Source organism: Streptomyces sp. NPDC056361 (genome assembly GCF_042262805.1).
Classification (GTDB): domain Bacteria; phylum Actinomycetota; class Actinomycetes; order Streptomycetales; family Streptomycetaceae; genus Streptomyces.
The window spans coordinates 17,781-43,665 of the sequence record NZ_JBHJQI010000056.1 but is presented as its reverse complement, the minus strand read 5'-3'; the positions used below and the strand labels follow the sequence as shown (position 1 = coordinate 43,665).

27 protein-coding genes are annotated in these 25,885 nt (G+C 72.1%); 4 read left to right on the top strand and 23 right to left on the bottom strand.

What is annotated here, in order from left to right; all coding sequences use genetic code 11:
- Window positions 1-36: 36 nt before the first annotated feature.
- The 6 genes from ACFCY7_RS19955 to tsaB all read right to left on the bottom strand — a co-directional run bounded on the left by ACFCY7_RS19955 (window position 37) and on the right by tsaB (window position 3,930).
- Window positions 37-402, bottom strand: coding sequence for a YciI family protein (locus tag ACFCY7_RS19955; RefSeq protein ID WP_362564209.1), 366 nt, complete (start codon window positions 400-402; stop codon window positions 37-39).
- A 99-nt stretch (window positions 403-501) separates the two neighbouring features.
- Window positions 502-1,353 carry a polysaccharide deacetylase family protein gene (locus tag ACFCY7_RS19950; protein WP_376486799.1) on the bottom strand — a complete coding sequence of 284 codons (852 nt, stop codon included), beginning with the start codon at window positions 1,351-1,353 and terminating at the stop codon, window positions 502-504.
- A 57-nt stretch (window positions 1,354-1,410) separates the two neighbouring features.
- Window positions 1,411-1,650 carry a hypothetical protein gene (locus ACFCY7_RS19945; RefSeq protein ID WP_376486816.1) on the bottom strand — a complete coding sequence of 80 codons (240 nt, stop codon included), beginning with the start codon at window positions 1,648-1,650 and terminating at the stop codon, window positions 1,411-1,413.
- Window positions 1,651-1,661: 11 nt separating this feature from the next.
- Window positions 1,662-2,777 carry a tRNA (adenosine(37)-N6)-threonylcarbamoyltransferase complex transferase subunit TsaD gene (tsaD, locus tag ACFCY7_RS19940; protein ID WP_376486796.1) on the bottom strand — a complete coding sequence of 372 codons (1,116 nt, stop codon included), beginning with the start codon at window positions 2,775-2,777 and terminating at the stop codon, window positions 1,662-1,664.
- Window positions 2,777-3,241 (bottom strand): ribosomal protein S18-alanine N-acetyltransferase, encoded by a 465-nt coding sequence (gene rimI / locus ACFCY7_RS19935; protein WP_376486813.1) that lies wholly within the window; start codon window positions 3,239-3,241, stop codon window positions 2,777-2,779. Before rimI ends, tsaD begins: the two co-directional genes overlap by 1 nt.
- 32 nt (window positions 3,242-3,273) lie before the next feature.
- Window positions 3,274-3,930: a tRNA (adenosine(37)-N6)-threonylcarbamoyltransferase complex dimerization subunit type 1 TsaB gene (tsaB, locus tag ACFCY7_RS19930; RefSeq protein ID WP_376486795.1), complete on the bottom strand. Its 657-nt coding sequence runs from the start codon at window positions 3,928-3,930 to the stop codon at window positions 3,274-3,276.
- A 166-nt stretch (window positions 3,931-4,096) separates the two neighbouring features.
- Between tsaB and ACFCY7_RS19925 the strand changes: the two genes are divergently transcribed.
- Window positions 4,097-4,639, top strand: a complete 543-nt coding sequence (locus tag ACFCY7_RS19925) for a L,D-transpeptidase (RefSeq protein WP_376486811.1) — start codon at window positions 4,097-4,099, stop codon at window positions 4,637-4,639.
- Window positions 4,640-5,028: 389 nt separating this feature from the next.
- Here the strand turns inward: ACFCY7_RS19925 and tsaE are convergent, their stop codons facing one another.
- The 8 genes from tsaE to ACFCY7_RS19885 all read right to left on the bottom strand — a co-directional run bounded on the left by tsaE (window position 5,029) and on the right by ACFCY7_RS19885 (window position 14,516).
- Entirely contained in the window at window positions 5,029-5,529 is a 501-nt protein-coding gene (gene tsaE / locus ACFCY7_RS19920) for a tRNA (adenosine(37)-N6)-threonylcarbamoyltransferase complex ATPase subunit type 1 TsaE (protein WP_376486793.1), read from the bottom strand.
- Between the two features lie 10 nt (window positions 5,530-5,539).
- Complete coding sequence (locus tag ACFCY7_RS19915; RefSeq protein ID WP_376486791.1) at window positions 5,540-6,739, bottom strand: alpha/beta fold hydrolase; 1,200 nt, start codon at window positions 6,737-6,739, stop codon at window positions 5,540-5,542.
- A 12-nt stretch (window positions 6,740-6,751) separates the two neighbouring features.
- On the bottom strand, window positions 6,752-7,900 hold the full coding sequence (gene alr, locus ACFCY7_RS19910) for an alanine racemase (protein WP_376486788.1): 1,149 nt from the start codon (window positions 7,898-7,900) through the stop codon (window positions 6,752-6,754).
- A gap of 20 nt (window positions 7,901-7,920) precedes the next feature.
- Entirely contained in the window at window positions 7,921-8,712 is a 792-nt protein-coding gene (locus tag ACFCY7_RS19905; RefSeq protein ID WP_376486785.1) for a L,D-transpeptidase, read from the bottom strand.
- A gap of 482 nt (window positions 8,713-9,194) precedes the next feature.
- On the bottom strand, window positions 9,195-10,634 hold the full coding sequence (locus ACFCY7_RS19900) for an NAD(P)H-hydrate dehydratase (protein WP_376486783.1): 1,440 nt from the start codon (window positions 10,632-10,634) through the stop codon (window positions 9,195-9,197).
- Between the two features lie 614 nt (window positions 10,635-11,248).
- Window positions 11,249-11,617 (bottom strand): holo-ACP synthase, encoded by a 369-nt coding sequence (locus ACFCY7_RS19895; protein ID WP_376486782.1) that lies wholly within the window; start codon window positions 11,615-11,617, stop codon window positions 11,249-11,251.
- A gap of 8 nt (window positions 11,618-11,625) precedes the next feature.
- A complete protein-coding gene (glmS, locus tag ACFCY7_RS19890) occupies window positions 11,626-13,473 on the bottom strand; it encodes a glutamine--fructose-6-phosphate transaminase (isomerizing) (protein WP_376486779.1) in 1,848 nt (615 codons plus the stop codon).
- Window positions 13,474-13,748: 275 nt separating this feature from the next.
- Window positions 13,749-14,516 carry a hypothetical protein gene (locus ACFCY7_RS19885; RefSeq protein ID WP_376486777.1) on the bottom strand — a complete coding sequence of 256 codons (768 nt, stop codon included), beginning with the start codon at window positions 14,514-14,516 and terminating at the stop codon, window positions 13,749-13,751.
- Window positions 14,517-14,699: 183 nt separating this feature from the next.
- Here ACFCY7_RS19885 and coaA point away from each other — a divergent pair, with 183 nt between their 5' ends.
- Both coaA and ACFCY7_RS19875 read left to right on the top strand, forming a co-directional pair.
- A complete protein-coding gene (gene coaA / locus ACFCY7_RS19880; protein WP_376486776.1) occupies window positions 14,700-15,722 on the top strand; it encodes a type I pantothenate kinase in 1,023 nt (340 codons plus the stop codon).
- Between the two features lie 18 nt (window positions 15,723-15,740).
- Window positions 15,741-16,700, top strand: coding sequence for a DUF389 domain-containing protein (locus ACFCY7_RS19875; RefSeq protein ID WP_376486774.1), 960 nt, complete (start codon window positions 15,741-15,743; stop codon window positions 16,698-16,700).
- A gap of 57 nt (window positions 16,701-16,757) precedes the next feature.
- Here the strand turns inward: ACFCY7_RS19875 and glmM are convergent, their stop codons facing one another.
- From glmM to ACFCY7_RS19855, 4 genes are all read right to left on the bottom strand, one after another.
- Window positions 16,758-18,116 carry a phosphoglucosamine mutase gene (glmM, locus tag ACFCY7_RS19870; protein ID WP_376486771.1) on the bottom strand — a complete coding sequence of 453 codons (1,359 nt, stop codon included), beginning with the start codon at window positions 18,114-18,116 and terminating at the stop codon, window positions 16,758-16,760.
- 116 nt (window positions 18,117-18,232) lie between these two features.
- Window positions 18,233-18,745 carry a 30S ribosomal protein S9 gene (rpsI, locus tag ACFCY7_RS19865; RefSeq protein ID WP_015035601.1) on the bottom strand — a complete coding sequence of 171 codons (513 nt, stop codon included), beginning with the start codon at window positions 18,743-18,745 and terminating at the stop codon, window positions 18,233-18,235.
- A 44-nt stretch (window positions 18,746-18,789) separates the two neighbouring features.
- Window positions 18,790-19,233, bottom strand: a complete 444-nt coding sequence (gene rplM, locus ACFCY7_RS19860; protein WP_376486769.1) for a 50S ribosomal protein L13 — start codon at window positions 19,231-19,233, stop codon at window positions 18,790-18,792.
- Between the two features lie 272 nt (window positions 19,234-19,505).
- Window positions 19,506-21,128 carry an ATP-binding cassette domain-containing protein gene (locus ACFCY7_RS19855; RefSeq protein WP_362558469.1) on the bottom strand — a complete coding sequence of 541 codons (1,623 nt, stop codon included), beginning with the start codon at window positions 21,126-21,128 and terminating at the stop codon, window positions 19,506-19,508.
- Between the two features lie 56 nt (window positions 21,129-21,184).
- Between ACFCY7_RS19855 and ACFCY7_RS19850 the strand changes: the two genes are divergently transcribed.
- Window positions 21,185-22,213 carry a hypothetical protein gene (locus ACFCY7_RS19850; protein WP_376486766.1) on the top strand — a complete coding sequence of 343 codons (1,029 nt, stop codon included), beginning with the start codon at window positions 21,185-21,187 and terminating at the stop codon, window positions 22,211-22,213.
- Here ACFCY7_RS19850 and truA read toward each other — a convergent pair.
- The 5 genes from truA to rpsM form a co-directional block, all read right to left on the bottom strand.
- Window positions 22,184-23,041 carry a tRNA pseudouridine(38-40) synthase TruA gene (gene truA, locus ACFCY7_RS19845; protein ID WP_376486763.1) on the bottom strand — a complete coding sequence of 286 codons (858 nt, stop codon included), beginning with the start codon at window positions 23,039-23,041 and terminating at the stop codon, window positions 22,184-22,186. The two genes, ACFCY7_RS19850 and truA, sit on opposite strands and share 30 nt — an antisense overlap.
- An 82-nt stretch (window positions 23,042-23,123) precedes the next feature.
- On the bottom strand, window positions 23,124-23,588 hold the full coding sequence (gene rplQ / locus ACFCY7_RS19840) for a 50S ribosomal protein L17 (protein WP_017239591.1): 465 nt from the start codon (window positions 23,586-23,588) through the stop codon (window positions 23,124-23,126).
- Between the two features lie 166 nt (window positions 23,589-23,754).
- The gene (locus ACFCY7_RS19835) at window positions 23,755-24,777 is read right to left on the bottom strand and encodes a DNA-directed RNA polymerase subunit alpha (RefSeq protein ID WP_003966937.1); all 1,023 of its coding nucleotides are present in this window, start codon (window positions 24,775-24,777) and stop codon (window positions 23,755-23,757) included.
- 130 nt (window positions 24,778-24,907) lie between these two features.
- Window positions 24,908-25,312, bottom strand: a complete 405-nt coding sequence (gene rpsK, locus ACFCY7_RS19830; RefSeq protein WP_003956432.1) for a 30S ribosomal protein S11 — start codon at window positions 25,310-25,312, stop codon at window positions 24,908-24,910.
- A 66-nt stretch (window positions 25,313-25,378) separates the two neighbouring features.
- Window positions 25,379-25,759, bottom strand: a complete 381-nt coding sequence (gene rpsM, locus ACFCY7_RS19825) for a 30S ribosomal protein S13 (protein ID WP_017239590.1) — start codon at window positions 25,757-25,759, stop codon at window positions 25,379-25,381.
- Window positions 25,760-25,885: the final 126 nt, after the last annotated feature.

Below are 25,885 nucleotides of genomic sequence, written 5' to 3'. Positions count from 1 at the left end.
TGCACCGTCACGGCTCACATGACAGCACACCGCGCGTCAGGCGCCCGGCATCTCCTCGACCTCGCGGACCTCCAGACCGACCTTCCAGTGCGGCGGGTGGACGGCGAGGAAGCGCTTCCCCCACTCGACGGCCTCGGCCATGTCCTTGCACTGCAGCATGGCGTAGCCGCCGACGACCTCCTTGGTCTCGGTGAACGGCCCGTCGGTGTAGGACAGGCTCCCGTCCGACCAGGTGATCCGGGTGGCCTCGGCGGTCGGCTTGAGCCCCGCCGTGTCCAGCATGGCGCCGGCCTTGGTGATCTCCTCGAAGAGCGCGCCCATCCGCTCCTCGAAGCCGGGGTCGGCGCTCTCCATGTCGATGGTGTTCTCCTCGATGCGGACGAGGGACAGGAAGCGGGGCATGACGACTCCTCGGTGGTGCGGGGGGCGGGGCTGTTCCCCGCCTCTCACTCATACGTCGAACGGGCCGCGCCCGCATCGACACCGCGTCCGGAGAAGTTCTCAGACGTAGTCCTCCAGGCGGGCCACCGTGAAGCCCTGCTCCTGGACGCGGCGCAGCATCGTGGCCGTCATCTCGGTCATCGTGCGGCCCTTGAGCTCGGACGGGCCGCGGAAGTGGGCCAGGATGATGTCGCCGGGGTGGAGCTTCCGGTCGCCGCGCTGGTACTGCATGTTCTTGATCTGCATGGACTCGCGCCACAGGACGATCGCGTCGACCCCGCACTGCCCGGCCGCCGCGCGCGTGGCCTCGTTCCAGTTGCCGTAGGGCGGGCGGAAGAGGCGGGGGGTCGTTCCGTAGCGCTGTGCCAGCCGCTCCTGCTGGCCGCATATCTCCCGGCGCTGGGCGTCCTGGGAGAGGGTGCGCAGGTTCGGGTGGGTGAGGGTGTGGTTGGCGACGCCGTGGCCCTGGGCGGCGAGCGGGGTGAAGTACCCGTAGTCGGCGCGGATGGCGGAGTCGGTCAGGAACATCGTGAAGGGGATCTTGAGCTCGTCCATCATCGTGACGAACCCGGGGTCCTTCTCGGCCCCGTCGTCGATCGTGAGGAACACGATCTTCTCGGTGGTGGGGATCTCGCTGATGACGGGGACCGGTTCGCCGGGCCGCCGGGCGACCGGCTTGGCCGCGGGCGGCGCGGGCGCGGCCGGGAAGGGCTTCAGGCCCCATTTCCGGTACGCGGCGGCAGCGGCGGGCGCCTCGGGCGCCCCGTGCCCCGCGGTGGGCGCGGTCGAGGGCGGGGTCGCGGGTCCCGCCCGCTCCGGTACGGGTGCGGTGGCGGGGTCCTCCGTCGCGCAGCCGGTCACCAGGAGGGCGACGGCGGTCAGCACCGCCCACAGCGTGATCGTCTTCTTCACGAGCTGTGGGATGCCCGCCGGAGTCGAAAGGTTGCTCTACTTTCGCCCGCTCGTCGCTTATTCGATCGATTCGAAGCGCCAGCGGTGGACCGGACGGGTGATCAGCTCCGCGTCCGGCTCCGGCAGCTCGGGGAGTTCGTCGTCGAACGCGTCCGCCTCCCACCAGGTGAGGACGAGGACCCGGTCCTGGGGCGCCCGGAAGAGCTCCCGGCGGACCGGCTCGCGGACGAGGACCTGCGCACGTGCCCACTCCAGGAGCTCGGCGCCCCGGTCCTGGGCGGCCCGCGCCTCCCACATGAGGGTGAGCCTCACGAGTACAGGTTCTCCTTGCTGACCTCGTGCACGTGGTCGTGGGAGTGGTCGTGGCCGTGGTCGTGCGCCCCGGGCACGTGCGGGTCGGTGACCGGCAGGGACGAGTCCGCCGACAGCTCCAGGTCGGAGGCCGGCCGGTTGCGGGCGACCATCTCGGAGCCGAGGGCGGCGACCATCGCGCCGTTGTCGGTGCACAGGCCCGGGCGGGGCACCCGCAGCCGGATGCCGGCCCGCTCGCAGCGCTCCTGGGCGAGGGCCCGCAGCCGCGAGTTGGCGGCGACGCCGCCGCCGATCATCAGGTGGTCGACGCCCTCGTCCTTGCAGGCCCGGACGGCCTTGCGGGTGAGCACGTCGACGACCGCCTCCTGGAAGGACGCGGCCACGTCCCGCACGGGCACGTCCTCGCCGGCCGCCCGCTTCGCCTCGATCCAGCGGGCCACCGCGGTCTTGAGGCCGGAGAAGGAGAAGTCGTACGCGGGGTCGCGGGAGCCGCTCAGACCGCGCGGGAACGCGATGGCCGCCGGGTCGCCCTCCTTGGCGAGCCGGTCGATGACCGGGCCGCCGGGGAAGCCCAGGTCGAGGACGCGGGCGATCTTGTCGAACGCCTCGCCGGCCGCGTCGTCGATGGTGGCGCCCATCGGCCGCACGTCGGAGGTGATGTCCGCGGAGAGCAGCAGCGAGGAGTGGCCGCCGGAGACCAGCAGGGCCATCGTCGGCTCGGGCAGCTTGCCGTGCTCCAGCTGGTCGACGCAGATGTGCGAGGCCAGGTGGTTGACGCCGTAGAGCGGCTTGCCGAGGGCGTAGGCGTACGCCTTGGCCGCCGAGACGCCGACGAGCAGCGCGCCCGCGAGGCCGGGGCCCGCGGTGACGGCGATGCCGTCGAGGTCCTTCGCGGAGATCCCGGCCGTCTTCAGGGCGCGCTCGATCGTCGGGACCATCGCCTCCAGGTGGGCGCGGGAGGCGATCTCGGGCACGACGCCGCCGAAGCGGGCGTGGGTGTCGACGCTGGAGGCGATGGCGTCCGCGAGGAGGGTGGTGCCGTGCACGATGCCGACGCCGGTCTCGTCGCAGGACGTCTCGATGCCGAGTACCAGCGGTTCGTCAGCAGCCATCAGATCTCAGTCCCAGTTCCTTGAACGATCAGTCGCATCACGAGCGCGTCGACATTGCCCGGCTGGTAGTAGCCGCGCCGGAAACCGATGGGCTCGAAGCCGAAGCGCTCGTAGAGCTTCTGGGCCCGGGTGTTGTCCACGCGCACCTCGAGGAGGACCTCCTCGCACTCGAAGGCGGTGGCTTCCTTGAGCAGGTCGGTGAGGAGCCGGGCGCCGAGGCCCGTACCCCACTGGTCGCGGGAGACGGCGATCGTCTGCACGTCGCCGAGTCCACCGGCGGCGGCGAGCCCGGCGTACCCGACGAGACGGCCGTCGGCCGGGTCCTCCGCGACGATGTAGTGACGGGTGGCCCGCGGACCCCGCGCGTGCGCGAGCTCGGACCAGAACATCCCCTCCGACCAGGCGTCCTCGGGGAACAGTTCGGCTTCGAGGGCGAGCACCGGCGCGATGTCCCACCAGCGCATCCCGCGCAGCACGGCCCCGGTCGCGGCGGCGGTCACTGGGGGGTGACCACCTTGTAGTTCTTCGGCACCTGCGCGTCGGGGCGCCGCAGGTACATCGGCAGCGGGTCGAGGAAGCCCTCCCCGCCCGCGGCCAGCCGCTCCGCCGCGAGCCCGGCGAGCGCGGCCGCCGACTGGTGCTCGGGGTCGCGGGCGTCGGGGAAGGCGTCGGGGTAGAGGCGGGCGCCCGCGCCGACGACCGGGAGGCCGGCCAGCCGCTCGGCGATGTCGGCGGGCCGGTCGACGGCCGCGTCGGTCACCCGGGTGCGGGAGTCGTCGTACCGCGCCCAGTAGACCTCCTTGCGCCGCGCGTCGGTGGCGACGGCGAAGGGCTCGTCGATCCCGGCGGCGTACGCGAGGCCGTCGAGGGTGCACAGTCCGTGGACCGGCACGCCGAGCGCGGAGGAGAAGGCCGCGGCCGTGACGAGGCCGACGCGCAGCCCCGTGTACGGGCCGGGGCCGACGCCGACGACGATCCCGGTGACCGCGTCGAGCTTCAGACCGGCCTCCTTGAGGACCCGGTCGACGGCGGGCATCAGCAGCTCCCCGTGACGGCGGGCGTCGACCTGGCTCGACGCGGCGACGACGGCGTCGCCGTCGTGCAGGGCGACGGTGACGGCGGGGGTGGCGGTATCCATGGCGAGCAACAGCACGCGAACAGCCTACGGCTCCCGGGCCGGGTGCCGCCCCGCCGCCCGGGCCCGGCCGGGTGCTCCCCCGGGCACGGCGCCCCGGACCTCGATCCCGCGGCTGCTACCGTCACCCTTCGATACGTTCGTACGAGAGGTGGGCACGGTGGCACGCAGCAGCTCGGGATTCGTGGCCGGGCTCACGGCGGCGGCCGTCGCCGCGGTCGCGTTCCTCGCCTACCAGGCCTCGGCGAGCGCCCCCTCCGACCTGTCGGCGAAGCCCCGCACCTCCGGCACGTCCGTCCCGTCCGTCTCGCCGAGCGGCGGCGCGAAGAAGCCGGCCGGCAACCCGCTGGCGGTGCCGGCGAGCTCCGGCACCGGCGAGCGCGTCGTGTACGCGCTGTCCGACCGCCGCGTGTGGCTGGTCGACGGCAAGGGCAAGGCGACCCGTACGTTCTCCGTGATGCCGAGCACGGTCGACCCGCTGCCGGGGGCGTACAAGGTGACCTCGCGCTCGGGTTCGGTCCGCGGTTCGGACGGCGTCCAGATCGAGCACGTGGTGCGCTTCGCGACCAACGAGGACGTCGCGATCGGCTTCAGCGCGGCGGTGGACGGCTCGACGCCGACCCCCGACCCGACGAAGAAGACCGGCGGCATCCGCATGAAGCGCGCCGACGGCGACGCGCTGTGGACCTTCGCGGTGATCGGCGCGAAGGTCGTCGTCGTCGCCTGAGGCGACTCTGGCTCCGGGGCGAGGCGTCGGGCGTCAGGCCTCAGGGCCATCTCGGGCCTCAGAGCCACCTCAGGCCTCCGGCCGCCTCAGGCAGCTTCGCCCCGCACGACCGGCGGCGCCGGCGGCCCAGGTGGCGCCGCCGCTTCGCTCTCCTCGGGCTGGGGCCGCGGCGGGGTCGAGAGGGCACGTGCGGCGGCGCAGGACGCCAGCAGCTCACTCATCGGTACGTGGTCCCGGCCGGGTTCCGCGCGCTCGGGCGTCGCCATGCATGCCTCCCGTAGGTTAGGTACACCTAACCAGCTCGTGCATCCATGTGACCACGGCTCGTGCGACCCACGCAACACCTTCCCGACACGTTGTCGGAACCTACGTACGGCGGCCGCGTCCGCTCAGAGCGCGCCCAGCTCCTCGTCGGCCCAGCGCGCCCCGACCCCGCGCAGCACGACCGTCCGCCGGTCGTCGTCGGTGTCCCCGGTCACCCGGTGGATGAGCAGGTGAAGCCGGTCGTCGGTCAGCTCCTCGACCTTGCCGTCGCCCCACTCGACGACCACCACCGACTCGGGCAGCGAGACGTCGAGATCGAGGTCCTCCATCTCGTCGAGCCCGCCGCCGAGGCGGTACGCGTCCACGTGCACCAGGGCCGGACCGCCGACCAGCGACGGATGGACCCGGGCGATCACGAACGTCGGGGACGTGACCGCGCCCCGCACCCCGAGCCCCTCGCCGAGGCCCCGGGTGAGCGTGGTCTTCCCGGCGCCGAGCTCGCCGGTGAGCATGACGAGGTCCCCGGGCCGGAGGATCTTCGCGAGCCGGCGGCCCAGCTCCTGCATCTGCTGGGGGGAGTCGACCGAGAGGGTCGCGCCGGACACGGGCGGGTGCGCTGCTTCCATACCCGCCAACTTAGCCCTTGCGGATGTCCGTCCTCGCCGCGGACGCCGCCGCCGTCGCCCCCGCGTCCGGCTCCGGCTCCGGAACGGCACCGGCCCGCACGAGGAGGTCGGCCAGCCGGTCGGTGACCACCTCGGGGTGCTCCAGCATCACCAGGTGCCCCGCGTCGGGGACGATCACCAGCTCGGCGTCCGGCAGGAGGTCGCCGATGGCCTCGGTGTGGGAACTGGGCGTCACCAGGTCGTTGTCGCCGGCGAGGGCGAGCGCGGGAAGGCCGTGGAAGGCGGCGAGGGCAGCCGCCTTGTCGTGCTCGGCGAACGCCGGATAGAAGGCGGCGACCACGTCGATCGGCGTCGACTCGATCATCCGCTCCGCGAACCGGGCCACCGCCGGATCCACGTCCTTCGACGAGAACGAGTACTTCTTGATCAGCCCGGCGAACAGGTCGGCGGTCGCCCGGCGCCCCCGCTCGACCAGCTCCGCCTGCGACCCGAGCGCCCGGAGCACCCCGGGCAGGACCCGCCGGACCGCGTTGACCCCCGCGATCGGCAGCCCGTACGACACCTCGCCCAGCTTTCCCGCCGACGTGCCGACGAAGGCGACGCCCACGACCCGGTCGCGGACCAGCTCCGGATACCGCTCGGCGAGCGCCATCACCGTCATGCCGCCCATCGAGTGCCCCACCAGCACCAGCGGGCCCTCGGGCGCGGCCGCGTCGAGCACCGCCTTCAGATCGCGGCCCAGCCGGTCGATGGAGACGGGCACCGCGTCGGGACCGGCCTGGGAGACCCCCTGCCCGGAGCGGCCGTGGCTGCGCTGGTCCCAGTGGACGCTCCGGACGAGACCGCGCAGCGCGGCCCGCTGGAAGTGCCAGGAATCCTGGTTGAGGCAGTAGCCGTGACTGAACACGACGGTCACCGGGGCGGGTTCCTTCCGCCCGAAGAGCCGCCTGCGGCGACCGGACGACGGATCCGGCTCGACCTCGTCCACCTCGTAGTACAGCACCGTCCCGTCGTCCGCCGACACCCGCCCCGGAGTGCCGCGCAGCCCGCCGTACGGGCCGGTGGCATCCAGTGCGAGCCGCGCCTTCTGCCGTACGGAACGGCCGACGGTCAACCGCTCGACGGCCACCCCGGCCGCCGCACCGGCGGCGAGGACGCCTACCGCGGCACCGGCGAACCCGGCCCGCCGCCAGCTCCTCGACTCGCCCACGCCGGCCCTCTCCTACTCGCCCAGATAGACCCGCGGCACGCGCGCGCCGATGCGGGTCACGATCTCGTACGCGATGGTGTCGGCGGCCACCGCCCAGTCCTCCGCGGTCGGCTCGCCCCGCTCCCCGGACCCGAACAGCACCGCCTCGGTGCCCGGCTCGGGGCTGTCGCCGCCGAGGTCGACCACGAACTGGTCCATGGCGACCCGCCCGGCGACCGTACGCACCCGGTCCCCGACGAGGACCGGCCCCCGCCCCGAGGCGTGCCGCGGAACCCCGTCCGCGTACCCCAGCGGGATCAGGCCCAGCGTCGTCTCCTCCGTGGTCACGTAGTGGTGCCCGTAACTCACCCCGTGCCCGGCCGGCACCCGCTTGACCAGCGCGACGCTCCCCTTCAGCGACATCACCGGCCGCAGCCCCAGCTCCGCCGAGGTGCCCAGCTCGGGACTCGGCGACACGCCGTACATCGCGATGCCGGGCCGCACCAGGTCGAAGTGCGCCTCGGGCAGCGTCAGCGTGGCCGGCGAATTCGCGATGTGCCGGACCTCGGGCTCGACACCCGCCTTCTCCGCGAAGTCGATCATCGAACGGAACAGGTCGAGCTGAGGCGCGATCGACGGATGGTGCGGCTCGTCGGCACACGCGAAGTGCGACCAGAGCCCCGTCACCTTCACCAGCCCCTGCGCCTCCGCCTTCAGCGCCTCCGTGACGAGCTCGGGCCAGTCGGCCGGCTGGCACCCGTTCCGCCCCAGGCCGGTGTCGGCCTTCAGCTGGATGCGCGCGCGCTTGCCGACCGCCTCCGCGGCCGCCACGACCTCCCGCAGGGCCCACATCCCGCTCACCGACATGTCCAGGCCCGCCTCGACGCCCTGGTCCCACGGGTCGCCCGGCGTCCACAGCCAGCACATCACCGGCACGTCCGTGATCCCCGCAGCCCGCAGCGCCAGCGCCTCCTGCGGAGTCGCCGTCCCCAGCCACTCCGCACCCGCGTCCAGGGCCGCGCGGGCACAGCGCAGCGCGCCGTGTCCGTACGCGTCGGCCTTCACCACGGCCATGATCCGGACGTGGGGGGCGACACGGGCGCGCAGCGTGCGGACGTTCGCACGCAGCGCGCCAAGGTCGATCTCGGCGCGGGCTCTGCGGGGCGGCGGTGTCTCAGTCATCGCGCCCAGTCTCTCAGGTGTCAGCTACCCGGCCGCTTCCCCCAGATGTAGACCCTGTCACCCTTGCGCAGCACCCCCCACAGTTTCTCCGCGTTCCGGTAGCTCAGATTCACGCATCCCCGGCTGCCCGTCGGCGTGGCGAGCTGCCCGTACACCGCGTGGAACGCCTGCCCCCCGCTGAAGAACTGCGCGAACGGCATCGGCGTGTCGTAGATCGACGACCAGTGGTTCTTGTGCCGCCAGTACACCTCGTGCCAGCCCTTCCTCGTGGCGTACCCGACCCGCCCGCTCCGGATGTTCACCACCGAGTACGTCACCTTCTTCCCCTTCTGCACCCACATGAGCTGCCGGTCCAGGTCCACACACGCCACCACGTACTTCTTCACCGGACACCGCTTCCCCGGGTCCAGCGACTTCCGCGCCGCCAGCAACTCCGCCCGCGCCCACGTCACCGGCCCCGCGTACCCGTTCGCCGGCTTGATCCGCTCCCTCACCTGGAACGCCCTGATCGCCTTGCAGTCCCCCACCGACTGCCTCCCGTCCACCCTCAGCCCCAGCAGCTTCTCCACCCGCCGCTGATACGTCCCCGTCTTCGCCGTACACGCCTCCGCCACCGCGCTCCTCGGCAACCACTCCACCGCCCCCTCCCCCTCCTCCTCCGGCTCCGGCACCGGCACCTCCCCCTCCGGCTGCAACGGCGGCAACACCTGGTCCGGCGTATCCATCGGATACTCCGCCCTCCCCCCGCCCACCACCCCCGGCACCAACACATCCCCCACTTCCCCCGGCTCCGGCGGCACCTCAGCAGCCACCCCCGCCCCACCCCCACACCAAGCCGCCACCATCACCAACACCACCGACGCCGTCCCACTTCTCCAATTGATCACCCACCCACCCAATCCCCACCCCGCCCCCCAAGCCCGCCGAAACCCACCCCTGGCCCAACGTTTTCCACCAACCGGGCCACGCCGACGACCCCGCCAGGCGGGGAGGCCACGTAGAGACGACGACCGCGTCGACCAGGGAGGCCACGCCGGGGGCGGGGCGGGGCGGAGCCGGGGCCGGGGGCAGGGCTGCGCGCGCCGGGGTGGGGTTCAGCAGCGCCGGGGGCGCTCTGCGGCCTGGGCGCAGCCGCACCGGGACGGGGGCGAGGCCGCGTGCTCGCGCCGCGGAGCCGGCGCGCTGGGGGTCCGGGGGCGTAGCCCCCGGGAAACTTCCCTACCCACTCCACCCCTACCGGCCCCCGGCAGGGTTTCGGGAAGGGGTGGGGTGGGGTGGGGGATCGAAAGGCGGGCTACGGCGTGGTGGTGACGTCGTGCCAGGCGGCGGGGAGGGAGTCCGCGACCTGGGTCGCGGTGAGAGGGGCGCCGGAGGAGGCGCGGCGGGCGGCGAGACCGTGGAGGTAGGCCCCGCAGGAGCCCGCGTCGACGGCGGGGAGGCCCGCGGCGAGGAGGGACCCGGCGAGGCCGGAGAGGACGTCGCCGCTGCCGGCGGTGGCGAGCCAGGGGGTGCCGGTCGGGTTGACCCGTACGGGACCGCCGTCGGGCCCGCACACCAGGGTCGTGGAGCCCTTCAGGAGGACCGTCGCGCCGAAGCGCGCCGCCAGTTCCCGGACGGCACCGAGCCGCCCCGCCTCCACGGCCTCGCGCGCGACGCCGAGCAGCGCCGCCGCCTCCCCCGCGTGCGGGGTGAGGAGGGTGGGGGCGGTGCGGGCCCGTACGGCGGCGGGGTCCAGCCCGCGCAGCCCGTCGGCGTCGACGAGGACGGGCACGTCGGAGGCGAGGACCTCGGTGACGAGGGAGGGCGCGTCGCCGAGGCCGGGGCCGACGACCCAGGCCTGGACCCGTCCGGCCTTCGACGGGGGTCCGGCGTGGACGAGGGTCTCGGGGTGCGCGGCGATGACCGCGTCGCCCGCGGGTCCGACGTACCGGACGGCCCCGGCACCGCCCCGCAGCGCCCCGGCGACGGCGAGGACCGCCGCGCCGGGGTAGCGGGCGGAGCCGGCGACGACGCCGAGGACGCCGCGCCGGTACTTGTCGCTCTCGGCGCCGGGTACGGGCAGCAGCCACGCCACGTCCTGGTGCTGGAGCGCCTCGACGTCGGGCACGCCGGGGAGGACGGGGGCGAGGCCGATGTCGACGAGCCGGAGCGCCCCGGCGTACTCGCGTGCCGGGTCGATGAGCAGTCCGGGCTTGTACGTGCCGAAGGTGATCGTCGCGTCGGCGCGCAGGGCCTCTCCCGCGACTTCTCCGGTGTCGGCGTCGACGCCGCTGGGGAGGTCGACGGCGACGACGACGGCGCCGGAGCCGCGGGCGGCGCGGGCGACGGGGACGGCGTCGGGCCGCAGTCCGCCGCGTCCGCCGATGCCGGTGATGCCGTCGAGGACGAGGTCGGCGACGGCGAGCGCGTCGAAGGGGTCGTCGGCGATCCGGCCGCCGGCGGCGCGGAGGGCCGCGAGCCCGCCGGGGTGGGTGCGCGTGCCGAGCGGGACGGCCGTGACGCCGGCTCCGCGCCGGGCGAGCCGTGCGCCGGCGTACAGCGCGTCGCCGCCGTTGTCGCCGCTGCCGACGAGCAGGACGACCCTGGCCCCGTACACCCGTCCCTTCCCGAGCAGGGAGCAGCAGGCGGCGGCGAGTCCGGCGGCGGCCCGCTGCATGAGCGCGCCTTCCGGCAGGCGGGCCATGAGGGCGGCTTCTGCGGCCCGTACGGTCTCGGCGCGGTGAGCGGTTCGCATGTCCGCAGTCTGCCGCAGTCCCCCTCCCCCCGCCCGGAGACCGCCACGAGCCACGACCCTCGGCAGAGCCCACGGCCCGCACGGCGGGCTCACACCTCCAACAGGGCCACAGCCCGCGCGGCAGGCCCACGCCGCCCCAGCACCACAGCCGGCACGGCAGACCCACACCCCCGGCAGGGCCACAGCCGCACGGCATGCTCACGCCGCCCCACGACAGGGCCCCCAAGCCCGTACGTCAGGCCCCCGACGGGGCCCACAAGCCCGCACGGCGGAGCCACGCCCCCCGGCAGCGCCACAGCCCACACAGCAGCACCGGCCCGCACGGCACCACAACCCCACACGGCAGGCCACGCCCCACCCCGGCCGCCCACCGCACGGACACCCGCCCCTGGCACGCCGAAGGCCCGGCCGCCCTCCGGCGACCGGGTCCCGGCCTGCACGAGCACCGAGCCCGGGGCGGGTCGGGTCGGGTCGGGTCGGACGCCTCGGCACCCGACCCGCCGACACCCTCGGATCGCCCCTTTACGCCCCTACGCCCCTACGCCGAGCGGCACCCCCGCACCGCACCCGCACCCGCACCCGCACCCGCACCCGCACCGAGCGCGGCTTCCCCGTCACGCCTCGGCGATGACCACCGCCGAGGCGACCCCGGCGTCGTGGCTGAGGGAGACGTGCCAGTTCTTGACGCCCAGTTCGGCCGCGCGGGCGGCGACGGTTCCGCGGACGCGGAGGCGGGGCTGTCCGGTGCCTTCGACGTACACCTCGGCGTCCGTCCAGAGGAGTCCGCCGGGCGCTCCGAGCGCTTTCGCAAGTGCCTCCTTCGCGGCGAACCGCACCGCGAGGGAGGCGGGGCCGCGCCGTTCGCCGCTCGGGAGCAGCATTTCGCGCTCGACGAAGAGGCGTTGGAGCAGCCCGGGCGTGCGCTCGATCGACGCGGCGAAGCGGTCGATCTCCGCCACGTCGATCCCCACCCCGATGATCATGTGTTACCTCACTCCACGGTCACTGATTTGGCCAGGTTGCGCGGCTGGTCGACCTCGTTGCCCCGCGCGGTGGCGAGCTCGCAGGCGAAGACCTGGAGCGGCACCGTGGAGACCAGCGGCTGGAGCAGCGTAGGCGTGGCCGGGATCCGGATGAGGTGGTCGGCGTACGGGACGACCGCTTCGTCCCCTTCTTCCGCGATGACGATGGTGCGGGCGCCGCGGGCGCGGATCTCCTGGATGTTGGAGACGATCTTGTCGTGGAGGACGGAGCGGCCCTTGGGCGAGGGGACGACCACGACGACCGGGAGGTCCTCCTCGATGAGCGCGATCGGTCCGTGCTTGAGCTCTCCCGCGGCGAAGCCCTCGGCGTGCATGTACGCGAGTTCCTTGAGCTTGAGGGCGCCTTCCAGGGCCACCGGGTAGCCGACGTGCCGGCCGAGGAAGAGGACGGTGTCCTTGTCGGCGAGCGAGCGGGCGAGGGCCCGGACGGGTTCCATCGTCTCCAGGACGCGTTCGACCTCGTCGCCGATGCGGGCGAGCTCGCGGACGACGGCGTGGATCTCGTCGCCCCACTTGGTGCCCCGTACCTGCCCGAGGTAGAGCGCGAGGAGGTAGCAGGCGACGAGCTGGGTGAGGAAGGCCTTCGTCGACGCGACGGCGACCTCGGGTCCGGCGTGGGTGTAGAGCACGGCGTCGGATTCGCGCGGGATGGTCGAGCCGTTGGTGTTGCAGACGGCGAGCACCTTCGCGCCCTGTTCGCGGGCGTGCCGGAGCGCCATCAGGGTGTCCATGGTCTCGCCGGACTGGGAGATCGCGATGACCAGGGTGCGCTGGCCGAGGATCGGGTCGCGGTAGCGGAACTCGCTGGCGAGCTCGACCTCGCAGGGGATCCGGGTCCAGTGCTCGATGGCGTACTTGGCGATCATCCCGGCGTGGAAGGCGGTGCCGCACGCGATGATGACGACCTTGTCGGCTTCGCGGAGGACGGCGTCCGGGATGCGCACCTCGTCGAGGGTGAGCCGGCCGGCGGTGTCGATCCGTCCGAGGAGGGTGTCGGCGACGGCCTTGGGCTGCTCGGCGATCTCCTTGAGCATGAAGTAGTCGTAGCCGCCCTTCTCGGCGGCGGAGGCGTCCCAGTCGACGTGGTAGGCCCGTACGTCGGCGGGCGAGCCGTCGAAGTCGGTGACGGTGACGCCGTCGCGGGTGAGTTCGACGACCTGGTCCTGGCCGAGTTCGATCGCCGAGCGGGTGTGGGCGATGAAGGCGGACACGTCGGAGGCGAGGAAGTTCTCGCCCTCGCCGACGCCGACGACGAGGGGCGAGTTGCGGCGGGCGCCGACGACGACGTCCGGCTGGTCGGCGTGGACGGCGACCAGGGTGAACGCCCCGTCGAGGCGGCGGCACACGAGCCGCATGGCCTCGGCCAGGTCTCCGGCGGAGGAGAACTCCTCGGCGAGGAGGTGGGCGACGACCTCGGTGTCCGTCTCGGAGCGCAGGTCGTGGCCGCGGTCGGCGAGTTCCTCCCGCAGCGCGGCGAAGTTCTCGATGATGCCGTTGTGGACGACGGCGACGCGCCCGGCGTTGTCCAGGTGCGGGTGCGCGTTGGCGTCGGTCGGCCCGCCGTGGGTGGCCCAGCGGGTGTGTCCGATGCCGACGGAGCCGCCGGCGAGCGGCCGGTCCACGAGCTCCTTCTCCAGGTTGACGAGCTTGCCCGCCTTCTTGGCCGCGGCGAGCCCTCCGTCGGAGAGCACGGCGACACCGGCCGAGTCGTAGCCCCGGTATTCGAGCCTCTTGAGGCCCGCGATCACCACATCAAGTGCCGACTGCCCGCCGGCATAACCCACGATTCCGCACATGGCGGCAGCCTATGGCGGAACCGGGCCCACCGGCCGGAGTCGGGCGGCACGGGTCGACGACCGTGTCGCGCCACGCTCCGGACCGGCTCGCGGTACCCGGACCGGCCGCCGGGACAGGCCGACGCGCGACCGGCCGCCGGACCGGCCGACGCGACCGGGGTCAGCCGGCGGGACCAGGATCGACCGACGCGACCAGGGTCAGCCGGCGGGACCGGGACAGGCCGACGCCGACCGAGGTCAGCCGGCGGGACCGGGACAGGCCGACGCGACCGGGGTCAGCCGAGCTTCGTGGCCTGCGCGTCGATCACGGCCTGCGGCAGCGCCTTGACCGTGCCGCCGAGGCTGAGGGTGGAGAAGGAGGCCAGGGTGTTGCCCTTGCGGAGGACGACCAGCTTGGTGACGAACGGTTCGCCGTCCATGTCGGTGGTGATCGTCCAGGCGAGCGCCTCGTCACCCGCGGACACCGTCTCCGGCGCGACCTTCGTGATCTTCGTCTTCTCGCCGCCGCCGATGAGGGTGAAGCCGCCGGCGCAGTCGGTGCCGGCCGTCTTGTAGGAGGCGAAGGCCTCCTGGGCGCCCTGTCCCTCGTACGAGCCGAGCGTCACGCTGGTGACCGGGGCGGAGAGCGCGCCGAGGGCGTCCGCGGGCGAGGCGGTGGCGCCGGTCTTCGGCACCTCGATGGCCTTGCGCTGGGCGGAGGCGGCGGCCGTCCCGGCGGCGACGGACGACATGCCGTCGGCGATCGGCTTGCAGGCGGGCTTGTCGGTGGAGACGGCGTCGGACTTCACGAGGTCCGCGGCCTTGGCCTTCTGCACCTGGTAGCCGGGCAGGTCCGCCTGCTCGACGATGAGCTCGTCCAGCTCGGCGGCGGTGAGCGCCTTGGCCGGGGGCTCGCCGGTCGCGGAGGCGGAGGTGGTGGGCGCGGCGGTCTTGCCGGCGTCCTTGGCGTCGTCGCCCTTCTCCCCGCTGCCGCACGCGGTGGCGAGCAGGGCGAGGGAGACGGCGGTGGCGGCGACGACGGCGCTTCGGATGGGCGTACGCATCTGAGGTGGCTCTCGGCTTCTCTTCGTGGTGACTCGCGCCGCCTCGTGGCGGCTCCCCCCGCGTGAAGTACGGAGCCCACGCGGCATGAGCATGATCCCCCTGGGGGAAGGGGCGGACAACGGCTTTTGTCGCGTGACCGACCCCACGGCCCACGGACGCCCGCGACCCCCGACAATGGCGGGGTGATCACTTCGCCGCCACGAAGCTCCAACGGAGACGGTCCCCGCAACGGCAGCGGGAACGGCACCGGCCCCCGCCGGCCGTCCGAGGCCACCCCGTACGTCGACTTCACCCGGGCCGAGTGGAGCGACCTCCGCGACAAGACGCCCCTGCCGCTCACCGCCGACGAGGTCGAGCGGCTGCGCGGCCTGGGCGACGTCATCGACCTCGACGAGGTCCGGGACGTCTATCTGCCGCTGTCCCGGCTGCTCAACCTGTACGTGCAGGCGACGAGCGGCCTGCGCGGCGCCCTGAACACCTTCCTCGGCGAGAGCGCCGAGCAGCGCGGCACGCCGTTCGTCATAGGGGTCGCCGGTTCGGTGGCCGTCGGCAAGTCGACGGTCTCCCGCCTCCTGCAGGCGCTGCTCGCCCGCTGGCCGGAGCACCCGCGGGTGGAGCTGGTGACCACGGACGCCTTCCTCTACCCGATGGAGGAGCTGAAGGCGCGCGGCCTGATGTCCCGCAAGGGCTTCCCCGAGTCGTACGACCGCCGGGCCCTGACCCGCTTCGTCGCGGACGTCAAGGCGGGCAAGGAGGAGGTCACGGCCCCGGTCTACTCGCACCTGATCTACGACCGCGTGCCCGGCGAGCGGCTCGTCGTCCGCCGCCCGGACATCCTCATCGTGGAGGGGCTGAACGTCCTCCAGCCGGCCCTGCCCGGCAAGGACGGCCGCACCCGGGTGGGTCTCGCCGACTACTTCGACTTCTCGGTGTACGTGGACGCGCGGCCGGAGGACATCGAGCGCTGGTACCTGAACCGCTTCCGGAAGCTGCGCGACACCGCGTTCCAGGACCCGTCCTCGTACTTCCGGCGCTGGACGCAGGTCTCCGAGGAGGAGGCCTTCGACTACGCGCGCACGATGTGGCGGACGATCAACAAGGTGAACCTGCTGGAGAACGTGGCCCCGACCCGCGGCCGGGCGACCCTCGTCGTCCGCAAGGGCCCCGACCACAAGGTGCAGCGCCTGAGCCTCCGGAAGCTCTGACCTCCGTACGCTCTCCCCATGCTGCATCTCCGGATGATCGTCCCGCCCGACCGCACCTCGGCCGCGGTCCGGCTGATCGAGTCGACGGTGGGCACCACCCATCTGGTGGTGCTGCCCGGCGCGGCCCGGGACCCCTCGGGCGATCTGGTGCTGTGCGACGTGGCCCGCGAGGCCGGGGACGAACTGCTCGGCGGACTGCGCGGGCTGAGGATCGATCAGGACGGTTCGATCGCCGTCGACAACATCTACCTCTCCCTGTCGGCGCGGGCCGACGCGGCCGAGGAGGAGGCCCCGGGCGAGCCCGCGGACGCGGTGATCTGGGAGCAGCTGGCGGGGGCGACGCACGAGGAGTCGACGCTCTCCATCACGTACAGCGCGTTCATGATCCTGGCGACGATGATCGCGGCCTGCGGTGTCGTCCTGGACAACGCGATCCTGATCGTGGGCGCGATGGCGGTCGGGCCGGAGTTCGGACCGCTGGCCGGGATCTGTACGGCGGTCGTGCAGCGTGCCCCGAAGCTGGCGGCCCGCTCACTGTTCGCGCTGGTCGTCGGCTTCGCGGTCGCGATCGTGGCGACGACGGTGTTCAGCCTGGGGATGGACGCGCTCGACCTGTTCAGCAGGTCCCAGCTGGAGGCGGACCGGCCCAACACCCGGTTCATCTGGCAGCCGGACCCGTTCTCCTTCGTGGTGGCGCTGCTCGCGGGCGCGGCCGGCACCCTCTCGTTGACCTCCGCCAAGTCGGGGGCCCTGGTCGGGGTGGCGATCTCGGTGACGACGGTCCCGGCGGGCGCGAACGCGGCGGTGGCGCTCAGCTACGGCGACCTGAGCCAGACGTGGGGCTCGATCGAGCAGCTGGGGCTCAACCTCTTCGGCATCATGTTGGCCGGGACGCTCACGCTGTACGGGCAGAAGCTGCTGTGGCGCACCCAGCGCGGACGGTGGCGCCGCGAACCCGGCCCCGAGCAACACGGATGAGGGCCCCCGCCGAACCGGCGGGGGCCCTCGCCCTTGCATGACGGTGCTTCAGAAAGGCTAGCCCAGCGCGGACTTCACGACGTCCGCGAGGCGCTGCGCGACGGCGCGGGCCTGCTCGATGTCGGCGGCCTCGACCATGACGCGGACCAGCGGCTCGGTGCCGGAGGAGCGGAGCAGGACGCGGCCGGTGGAGCCCAGCTCGCGCTCGGCCTCGGTGACGGCCGCGGCGAGCTCGCCGGAGGTGGTCACCCGCGACTTGTCGACGTCCTTGACGTTGATGAGGATCTGCGGCAGGCGCTCCATCACGCCGGCGAGGTCCGCGAGGGACTTGCCGGTGGCGGCGACGCGGGCGGCCAGCATCAGGCCGGTGAGGGTGCCGTCGCCGGTGGTGGCGTGGTCGAGCACGATGACGTGCCCGGACTGCTCGCCGCCGAGCGCGTAGTCGTTCTCCTTCATGGACTCCAGGACGTAGCGGTCGCCGACCGCGGTCTGGACGAGGTTGAGGCCCTCGCGTTCCATGGCGAGCTTGAAGCCCAGGTTCGACATGACGGTCGCGACGACGGTGTCGCCGCGGAGCGTGCCGGCCTCGCGCATCGCGAGGGAGAGGACGGCGAGGATCTGGTCGCCGTCGACCTCTTCGCCCGCGGCGTCCACGGCGAGGCAGCGGTCGGCGTCGCCGTCGTGGGCGATGCCCAGGTCGGCGCCGTGCTCGACGACGGCCGCCCGGAGCAGGCCCAGGTGGGTGGAGCCGCAGCCGTCGTTGATGTTGAGGCCGTCGGGCTGGGCGCCGATGGTGACGACCTGGGCGCCGGCCCGGGTGAAGGCCTCGGGCGAGACGCGGGCGGCGGCGCCGTGGGCCTCGTCGAGGACGATCTTGAGGCCGTCGAGCCGGTTGGGGAGGACGGAGATCAGGTGGGAGACGTACGTCTCGAAGCCCTCGTCGTAGTCGCGCACGCGGCCGACGCCGGCACCGGTCGGGCGCTCCCAGGGGGCGCCGGTGCGGTGCTCCTCGTACACGGCCTCGATCTTGTCCTCGAGGTCGTCGGCGAGCTTGTGGCCGCCGCGCGCGAAGAACTTGATGCCGTTGTCGGGCATGGCGTTGTGGCTGGCGGAGAGCATCACGCCGAGGTCGGCGCCGAGGACGCCGGTGAGGTGGGCCACGGCCGGGGTGGGCAGCACGCCGACGCGCAGCACGTCGACGCCTGCGCTGGCGAGGCCGGCCACGACGGCGGCCTCCAGGAACTCTCCGGAGGCGCGGGGGTCACGCCCGACGACGGCGGTCGGCCGGTGTCCCTCGAAGGTGCCCGCCTCGGCCAGCACGTGCGCCGCCGCGACCGACAGACCGAGCGCGAGCTCCGCCGTCAGGTCCGCGTTGGCGACACCGCGTACGCCGTCCGTGCCGAAGAGTCGTCCCACAGCTGTCCTCCGAGAAATACGTGCCCAAGCTGATGAAAGAAGTTATGAAAAAACGTACGCCCCGACGGCACGGGCAGTGCCGCCGGGGCGTACGAAAACAGTCCGAGCAGGCGTGATTAACGCTTGCTGTACTGCGGGGCCTTACGGGCCTTCTTGAGACCGGCCTTCTTGCGCTCGACCGCACGGTCGTCGCGGGAGAGGAAGCCGGCCTTCTTCAGCGCCGGGCGGTTGTTCTCGACGTCCGCCTCGTTCAGCGCACGGGCCACACCGAGGCGCAGGGCGCCGGCCTGGCCGGAGACACCGCCACCCGCGATGCGGGCGATGACGTCGTAGCGGTTGTCGAGCTCGAGCACCTTGAAGGGCTCGTTGACTTCCTGCTGGTGCACCTTGTTGGGGAAGTAGTCCTCAAGGGTGCGACCGTTGATCTTCCACTTGCCGGTGCCCGGAACGATCCGGACGCGGGCGATGGCGTTCTTGCGACGGCCCAGGCCGGCGGCCGGCTGCGGGTCGCCGAAGCGGGACGCGAGCGACTCGGAGGTGTACTCACCCTCGACGAGCTCGGTCTCGGTGGTGTACTCCTCGACGCCCTCGAACTCGTCGACGGGGGTCTCGGGGGTGGTCTCGGCCACGATGCTCCTCAGATTTCTTTCGTTCTTAGGGGGTGTGGCCGGAACTACTGCGCGACCTGGGTGATCTCGAACGGAACCGGCTGCTGCGCAGCGTGCGGGTGGTTCTCGCCCGCGTAGACCTTCAGCTTCGAGATCATCTGACGGCCCAGGGAGTTCTTGGGGATCATGCCCTTGATGGCCTTCTCGACGGCCTTCTCGGGGTTCTTGTCCAGCAGCTCGTCGTAACGGACGGAGCGCAGACCACCCGGGAAGCCGGAGTGGCGGTACGCCAGCTTCTGGGTCTTCTTGTTGCCGGACAGGTGGACCTTGTCAGCGTTGATGATGATGACGAAGTCGCCCATGTCCATGTGCGGGGCGTAGACCGGCTTGTGCTTGCCTCGCAGGAGGTTCGCAGCCGTGGTCGCCAGACGGCCCAGGACGATGTCCTGCGCGTCGATGATGTGCCACTGGCGAGTGACATCGCCGGGCTTGGGGCTGTACGTACGCACTTCGTAGCCTTCGCTTCTTCAGTGGATGGAGTCCAGACACACCTGAAGCGATCATGCAGCTGGGGCCTGCACTGCCGGGAACAACGCCCGTATGCGAGCCACTGGTAACTGCTCCAGGGAACCTGCGTAAGGGCCCTTCGCGTGAGAACGACGAAGCCAATACGCATAACAAACCGCAACAGTACCCGCGCCACCCCCGACGGGTCAAAACGCCCCGGGACAAGACCCGAACCCGAGGCGCGCAGCCGCGCCCGACCGCCGACCGCCCCAGGTCAGCGCACCCGCTCGACCCGTCGCTCGTCCCACACCGGCTCGGTCGTCTCCCGTACGACCCCGTCCGACCCGAAGACCAGGAACCGGTCGAAGGACTTCGCGAACCACCGGTCGTGGGTCACGGCGAGCACCGTGCCGTCGTACGCCTCCAGACCGTCCTGGAGGGCCTCCGCCGACTCCAGGTCCAGGTTGTCCGTGGGCTCGTCGAGCAGCAGCGCCGTGGTGCCCGCCAGCTCCATGAGCAGGATCTGGAACCGTGCCTGCTGCCCGCCCGAGAGCTTGTCGAAGGACTGGTCGCCCTGCCGCTCCAGCTCGTACCGGCGCAGCATCGACATCGCTCCGCCCCGGTCCTTGGCGTGTTCCGTCCACAGGATGTCGACGAGCGGCCGTCCGGTCAGCTCCGGGTGCGCGTGGGTCTGCGCGAAGTGCCCCGGCACCACGCGGGCGCCCAGCTTCCAGTCACCCGTGTGGGCGACTGTCGGATCCCCCGCGAGCAGCCGCAGGAAGTGTGACTTGCCCGACCCGTTGGAGCCGAGGACGCCGACCCGCTCCCCGTAGAAGATCTCCAGCGAGAACGGCTTCATGAGACCGGTCAGCTCAAGGTTCTCGCAGGTCACGGCACGCACACCGGTCCTGCCGCCGCGCAGCCGCATCTTGATGTCCTGCTCGCGCGGCGGCTCGGGCGGCGGACCCGCCTCCTCGAACTTCCGCAGCCGCGTCTGGGCGGCGGCGTACCGGGAGGCCATCTCGTGGCTGACCGCGGCGGCCTGCCGCAGGTTGACCACGAGCTTCTTCAGCTGGGCGTGCTTCTCCTCCCAGCGCCGCTTCAGCTCCTCGAAGCGGGCGAACCGCTCGCGCCGCGCCTCGTGGAAGGTGTCGAAACCGCCACCGTGCACCCAGACGTCCGAACCGGCCGGCCCGGGCTCGACCGCGACGATCTTCTGCGCGCCCCGGGAGAGCAGCTCCCGGTCGTGCGAGATGAACAGCACGGTCTTACGGGTCTCCCGCAGCCGCTCCTCCAGCCAGCGCTTGCCGGGGACGTCGAGATAGTTGTCCGGCTCGTCGAGGAGCAGCACCTCGTCGGAGCCCCGCAGCAGGGACTCCAGGACGAGCCGCTTCTGCTCTCCGCCGGAGAGCGTCCGCACCTCCCGGAACTGCGCCTTCTCGTACGGCATGCCGAGCGCGGCCATGGTGCAGATGTCCCAGAGCGTCTCCGCCTCGTACCCCTGCACCTCGGCCCAGTCGCTGAGGGCCTGCGCGTACTTCATCTGCGCGGCCTCGTCGTCGACGGTCATGATCAGGTGCTCGGCCTCGTCGACCGCCTTCGCGGCCTCCCTGATCCGGGGCTGGGCGACCGAGACCAGCAGGTCGCGGACGGTGGACTCGTCCCGCACCGAGCCGACGAACTGCGGCATCACGCCGAGTCCCCCGCTGACGGTGACACTGCCGCCGTGCGGCTGGAGCTCCCCGGAGATCAGCCGGAGCAGTGTGGTCTTGCCGGCGCCGTTGGCCCCGACGAGGGCGACGACGGCGCCCTCCCCGACCCGGAAGGAGGCGTCCCCGAGGAGGACCCTCCCGTCCGGAAGGTAGTACTCAAGATGCGCGGCCTCGACATGTCCCATGAGGTGCATTGTCGCCGCCCGCGTCCGCTGCGCCCAACCGGTTTAGGATGCGCGGCATGAGCTTTGGGGGACCGCAGTGGCCGCAGGAGCCGCAGCAGCAGGGGCAGCAGGGGTACGGACAGCAGCCCGGGCACGGGCAGCAGCCGGGATACGGACCGCAGCAGCCGTACGGCGGCCCGCAGGGCTTCGGGCAGCCGACCGACCCGCAGGGCTTCGGGCAGCCGACCGGGCAGCCGAACCCCTTCCCGGGCGCACCGGATCCCTTCCCGGGCGCGCAGGGCGGCGGTCAGACCCCTGACTGGGGTGCCCTCGCCGCGGCCTCGGCCAGCCGCAGCCGCCGCAAGCGCTGGCTGCTGATCGGCGGCGGGGCGCTGGCCACGCTCGCGGTGGGCGCGATCGTCGCCACCGCCGTCGTGACCACGAACAGGAACAACGACACGGCGAAGAACGGCGGCGGGGACCCCACCGGCGCGGTCTCCCCCACCGGGACGCCCACCCCCGAGCCGACGTTCTCGTCGGTGGCGCCGCCGCCCCCGCCGAACCCGATGGACTACATCTCGGACCCGAAGAAGGACAAGGCCCCGCTCACCGCCGAGGGCCTCTTCCCGGGCAAGCAGATGTCCATGAACAAGCGCAGCTACAAGAAGGGCGCCACCTCCGCCACGACGAACTGCGCGTCCGTCACCCAGGGCGGCCTCGGCACCGTCCTGAAGCAGAACGGCTGCCAGCGCGTGCTCCGCGCCACCTACGTCAAGGACGGCGTCGCCATCACCGTCGGCGTCGCCGTCTTCCCGTCCGAGGCCGCGGCCCAGAAGGCGAAGGGCCAGGCCACCGGCGGCATCGCCCCGCTGGTCGGCGCGGGCGTGCGTGACTTCTGCCACGCCACGGTCTGCCTGCGCCGCGCGAACTCGATCGGCCGGTACGCGTACTTCACCCAGGCCGGGTTCGCCGACGGCAAGAAGGTCACCAAGGCCGACAAGCCCGTCTTCCAGGCCAGTGACGACCTCGGCACCTTCGCCTTCAACCAGATCTACGCCCGCGGCCGCTCCCAGGCCTCAGCAGCAGCCGGCGCTCCCGGGGAGTGACCGCTTGTTCCTGGCCTCCACGCTGCGGGCGGCCAGGAGCTCGTCGGCCGGGTAGCCGACCTCTTCGAGGGTGAGCCCGTGCGGCCGTACGACGTGCACGGACGAGTCCCGGACCCCGGCGGCGAGCACCTTGCCCGGCCAGTCCACCGGCCGGTGCCCGTCGCCGACGAACAGCATCGCGCCGACCAGCGAGCGGACCATGTTGTGGCAGAAGGCGTCCGCCTTGACGGTCGCCTCCAGGACGCCGTCGGCACGCCGCTCCCACCGCAGCACCTGGAGCGTGCGGATGGTGGTCGCGCCCTCGCGCTTCTTGCAGTACGCGGCGAAGTCGTGCTCGCCGACGAGCGCGGTGGCCGCCTCGTTCATGGCGTCCATGTCGAGGGCCCAGTCGTGCCACAGGACGTGCCCGCGCAGCAGCGGGTCGACGCCGCCGGGGTTGTCGGTGACCCGGTAGGCGTACCGGCGCCAGATCGCGGAGAAACGGGCGTTGAAGCCGGCGGGAGCCTCCTCGACCTTCCACACCCGGACGTCGTGGGAGAGCCGCCCGGCGAGCCGCCGCAGCAGCTTGTCCCGGTGCTCCTCCCACAGCTCCACGGGCAGGTCGACGTGCGCGACCTGGCCGCGCGCGTGCACCCCCGCGTCGGTCCGGCCGGCGACGGTCAGCTCGTACGTCTCCGTGGACCGCGTCACGGTCCGCAGGGCTTCCTCGATGTCCCCCTGCACGGTCCGGCGCCCCTGGGCCTGCTTGGCCCAGCCGGAGAAGTCCCTGCCGTCGTACGAAAGGTCAAGGCGTACCCGTACGAACCCGTCCTGCACGTCATCGCTCACGCGGAAATCCTCTCAAACACACGGGAGCGGGCCCGCACCCCAGGGGGTACGGGCCCGCTCGCGAGAAACGTCGGAAAAACGCTTACGCGTCCTTCGACTCCTCGGCCGGAGCCTCGGCGGCCGCGTCGGCCTCCTTGACGGCGCGCACGGTGGCGGCCTCGGCCTCGGCGACGGTCGCCTTCTTGGCGATCTCGCCCTCGACCAGCTCGATCACGGCCATCGGGGCGTTGTCGCCACGACGGTTGCCGATCTTGGTGATACGGGTGTAACCACCCGGACGCTCCGAGTAGCGCGGGGCGATCTCGGTGAAGAGGGTGTGGACGATCCCCTTGTCGGTGATCGACTGCAGCACCAGGCGACGGTTGTGGATGTCGCCCTTCTTCGCCTTGGTGATCAGGCGCTCGGCGACCGGACGCAGGCGACGGGCCTTGGCCTCGGTGGTGGTGATGCGGCCGTGCTCGAACAGCGACTTCGCCAGGTTGGCGAGCAGCAGCTTCTCGTGCGCGGCGGAACCGCCGAGGCGGGCACCCTTCGCGGGACGCGGCATGGTGTTTCTCCTTGTGATCTGCACCGGCCGTATGAGGTACCGGTGTCAGTGTCCGAGCGGGCGGATACCCGTCGGAGATCCGGGCTGCGCCCGGAAGGGGGCGCGGGGACTGCGCGATCAAGCACAGCGCACCCGCACCCGAGTACGGACCGTGAGGCCCGAGCTCTTAGTACTGCTCGGTCTCGACGAAACCGGCGTCCGCGTCGTCGTCGGCGCCGAAGGCGTCGGCGGCGGCGGTCGGGTCGAATCCGGGCGGGCTGTCCTTGAGGGCCAGGCCCATGCCGGCCAGCTTCGCCTTGACCTCGTCGATCGACTTCGCACCGAAGTTGCGGATGTCGAGCAGGTCGGCCTCGGAACGCGCCACGAGCTCACCCACGGAGTGGATGCCCTCGCGCTTGAGGCAGTTGTACGAACGAACGGTGAGCTCGAGCTCCTCGATCGGCAGCGCCAGGTCGGCGGCGAGGGCGGCGTCCGTGGGGGACGGGCCCATGTCGATGCCCTCGGCGTCGATGTTGAGCTCGCGCGCCAGACCGAACAGCTCGACCAGGGTCTTACCGGCGGACGCCATGGCGTCACGCGGGCGCATGGCCTGCTTGGTCTCGACGTCGACGATCAGCTTGTCGAAGTCGGTGCGCTGCTCGACACGGGTCGCCTCGACCTTGTACGTGACCTTGAGCACCGGCGAGTAGATGGAGTCGACCGGGATGCGACCGATCTCCTGGCCCACCTGCTTGTTCTGCACGGCGGAGACGTAGCCGCGACCGCGCTCGACGGTCAGCTCCATCTCCAGCTTGCCCTTGCCGTTGAGCGTGGCGAGGACGAGGTCGGGGTTGTGCACCTCGACACCGGCCGGGGGCGCGATGTCGGCGGCGGTGACCAGACCCGGGCCCTGCTTGCGCAGGTACATCACGACCGGCTCGTCGTGCTCCGAGGAGACGACCAGCTGCTTGATGTTCAGGATGAGGTCGGTGACGTCCTCCTTGACGCCCGGCACGGTGGTGAACTCGTGCAGGACACCGTCGATGCGGATGCTGGTGACAGCGGCACCCGGGATCGAGGAGAGGAGGGTACGGCGGAGGGAGTTGCCGAGGGTGTAGCCGAAGCCCGGCTCCAGCGGCTCGATCACGAACCGGGAGCGGAACTCGTCGACGACCTCTTCGGTCAGCGACGGACGCTGAGCGATCAGCATGTCTCTTTGTCCTTCAGTCGTGGACGCCCACTATTTGACGCCCTACGGATCACTTCTGTACTGCAAGGGTACGGGCGGCACGGTCCGAAGAGCCGTACCGCCCGAAGTCCTCAGGTCAAGCAGCCGTGCGTCAGACGCGGCGGCGCTTGGGGGGACGGCAGCCGTTGTGCGGCGTGGGGGTGACGTCCTGGATCGAACCGACCTCGAGGCCCGTGGCCTGGAGGGAGCGGATCGCGGTCTCGCGGCCGGAGCCCGGACCCTTGACGAAGACGTCGACCTTGCGCATGCCGTGCTCCTGCGCGCGGCGAGCGGCCGACTCGGCGGCCATCTGCGCGGCGAACGGGGTGGACTTGCGCGAGCCCTTGAAGCCGACGTGGCCGGCGGAGGCCCAGGAGATCACGTTGCCCGAGGGGTCCGTGATCGAGACGATCGTGTTGTTGAACGTGCTCTTGATGTGCGCGTGGCCGTGAGCGACGTTCTTCTTTTCCTTGCGGCGCACCTTCTTGGCAGCGCCCTGACGACCCTTGGGGGGCATCTATAACTCCTACGGGAGGTGGTCGGTCCTACAGCGAAGACCGCTTGGTCAAGCGTCCGCTGAGGACTACTTCTTGCCCGGCTTCTTCTTGCCGGCGATGGCGCGACGCGGGCCCTTGCGGGTACGAGCGTTCGTGCTGGTGCGCTGGCCGCGGACGGGCAGGCCACGGCGGTGGCGGAGGCCCTGGTAGCAGCCGATCTCGACCTTGCGGCGGATGTCGGCGGCGATCTCGCGACGGAGGTCACCCTCGGTCTGGAGGTTGGCGTCCACGTACTCGCGGATCTTGACGAGGTCTTCCTCGGCAAGGTCGCGGACACGGGTCGACGGGTTCACACCGGTCGAGGCGAGGATCTCCTCGGACCGGGTGCGCCCGATGCCGAAGACGTAGGTGAGTGCGACCACCACACGCTTTTCGCGCGGGATGTCAACACCGGAAACGCGTGCCATTCAATGGCTCCTGTGTTCTCGGGGGTCTGCTGCAGAACCGCTCCCGACCGCCGACCGCTCCAGTCGGAACAGTGGTACGTCCGGGTCCCCGGCCCCCGCCGGAGGTGCCGTCAACCGTGGAACACG